Below are 2,500 nucleotides of genomic sequence, written 5' to 3'. Positions count from 1 at the left end.
GTAGCGAAAGCGAGTCTTAAATGGGCGTCTTAGTCGCTGGGAGTAGACCCGAAACCGGGCGATCTACCCATGGCCAGGGTGAAGGCGCGGTAACACGCGCTGGAGGCCCGAACCGGGATCTGTTGAAAAAGATTCGGATGAGCTGTGGGTCGGAGTGAAAGGCTAATCAAGCTCGGAGATAGCTGGTTCTCCCCGAAAGCTATTTAGGTAGCGCCTCGTGGATGACTGCTGGGGGTAGAGCACTGTTTCGGCTAGGGGGCCATCCCGGCTTACCAAACCGATGCAAACTCCGAATACCAGCAAGTTTGACCACGGGAGACAGACGGCGGGTGCTAACGTCCGTCGTCGAGAGGGAAACAACCCAGACCGCCAGCTAAGGTCCCTAAATCATGGCTCAGTGGGAAACGATGTGGGAAGGCCCAGACAGCCAGGAGGTTGGCTTAGAAGCAGCCACCCTTTAAAGAAAGCGTAATAGCTCACTGGTCGAGTCGGCCTGCGCGGAAGATGTAACGGGGCTCAAGCCATGTACCGAAGCTGCGGATGCGTGTAAACGCATGGTAGGGGAGCGTTCTGTAAGTCTGCGAAGGTGTGCTGTCAGGCATGCTGGAGATATCAGAAGTGCGAATGCTGACATGAGTAACGACAAAGGGAGTGAGAGTCTCCCTCGCCGAAAGCCCAAGGTTTCCTGCGCAACGTTCATCGGCGCAGGGTGAGTCGGCCCCTAAGGCGAGGCCGAAAGGCGTAGTCGATGGGAAGCAGGTTAATATTCCTGCACCAGCTGTAACTGCGATGGGATGACGGAGAAGGCTAGGTCAGCCGGCCGATGGTAGTGCCGGTCCAAGCGAGTAGGGAGTGTCCTTAGGCAAATCCGGGGACACAATCCTGAGACGTGATGACGAGTTCCCACGGGAACGAAGTGATTGATGCCAAGCTTCCAGGAAAAGTCTCTAAGCTTCAGGTTACAGATGACCGTACCCCAAACCGACACAGGTGGGCAGGGTGAGAATCCCAAGGCGCTTGAGAGAACCCTGGTGAAGGAACTAGGCAAAATGGTACCGTAACTTCGGGAGAAGGTACGCCCTTGGTAGGTGAAGCGACTTGCTCGTGGAGCCGAAGAGGGTTGCAGTGACCAGGCCGCTGCGACTGTTTATTAAAAACACAGCACTCTGCAAACTCGTAAGAGGACGTATAGGGTGTGACGCCTGCCCGGTGCCGGAAGGTTAAGTGATGGGGTTATCTTCGGAGAAGCTCTTGATCGAAGCCCCGGTAAACGGCGGCCGTAACTATAACGGTCCTAAGGTAGCGAAATTCCTTGTCGGGTAAGTTCCGACCTGCACGAATGGCGTAACGATGGCGGCACTGTCTCCACCAGGGACTCAGTGAAATTGAAATCTCGGTCAAGATGCCGAGTACCCGCGGCTAGACGGAAAGACCCCGTGAACCTTTACTATAGCTTTGCACTGGACTTTGAACCTACTTGTGTAGGATAGGTGGGAGGCTTTGAAACAGTGGCGCCAGCTGCTGTGGAGCCAACCTTGAAATACCACCCTGGTATGTTCGGAGTTCTAACCTCGGTCCGTGATCCGGATCAGGGACAGTGCATGGTGGGTAGTTTGACTGGGGCGGTCTCCTCCCAAAGCGTAACGGAGGAGCACGAAGGTACCCTCAGCGCGGTCGGAAATCGCGCAATGAGTGCAAAGGCATAAGGGTGCTTGACTGCGAGACAGACACGTCGAGCAGGTACGAAAGTAGGTCTTAGTGATCCGGTGGTTCTGTATGGAAGGGCCATCGCTCAACGGATAAAAGGTACTCCGGGGATAACAGGCTGATACCGCCCAAGAGTTCATATCGACGGCGGTGTTTGGCACCTCGATGTCGGCTCATCACATCCTGGGGCTGAAGTCGGTCCCAAGGGTATGGCTGTTCGCCATTTAAAGTGGTACGCGAGCTGGGTTTAGAACGTCGTGAGACAGTTCGGTCCCTATCTGCCGTGGGCGTTGGAGACTTGAGGGAAGCTGCTCCTAGTACGAGAGGACCGGAGTGGACGTACCCCTGGTGTTCCGGTTGTCACGCCAGTGGCATTGCCGGGTAGCTATGTACGGACGGGATAACCGCTGAAAGCATCTAAGCGGGAAGCCCCTCCCAAGATGAGGTCTCCCTGGGCACTTGATGCCCCTGAAGGTCCGTCGAAGACCACGACGTTGATAGGCAGGATGTGGAAGCGCGGTAACGTGTGAAGCTAACCTGTACTAATTGACCGTGCGGCTTGACCATATAACACCCAAGTGCGTTGTACGGGCCTCGGCTCACGCAACTGCCGACAACGATCTGAACCGAATTGGTCCTGTCCGAGATGATCGGGCAAGACAAAGCAGTTTTCCTGGCGGCCATAGAGTCCTGGAACCACCTGATCCCATCCCGAACTCAGAAGTGAAACAGGACCTCGCCGATGATAGTGTGGGGCCTCCCCATGCGAAAGTAGGTCACTGCCAGGACCTTA

At 55.7% G+C, this 2,500-nt stretch carries 2 rRNA genes (1 of these 2 cut by a window edge); both read left to right on the top strand.

The annotated features are described in order from the left end of the window. Window positions 1-2,274: ribosomal RNA gene (locus EBL84_RS16595) — 23S ribosomal RNA — on the top strand (it extends 614 nt beyond the left edge of the window). 105 nt (window positions 2,275-2,379) lie between these two features. Then, window positions 2,380-2,495: ribosomal RNA gene (rrf, locus tag EBL84_RS16590) — 5S ribosomal RNA — on the top strand. The last annotated feature ends 5 nt before the right edge of the window (window positions 2,496-2,500 follow it).

Origin of the sequence: Marichromatium sp. AB31 (assembly GCF_003718685.1) — a bacterium.
GTDB classification, from domain to species: domain Bacteria; phylum Pseudomonadota; class Gammaproteobacteria; order Chromatiales; family Chromatiaceae; genus Marichromatium; species Marichromatium gracile.
This window is presented reverse-complemented; position numbering and strand designations above follow the sequence as displayed.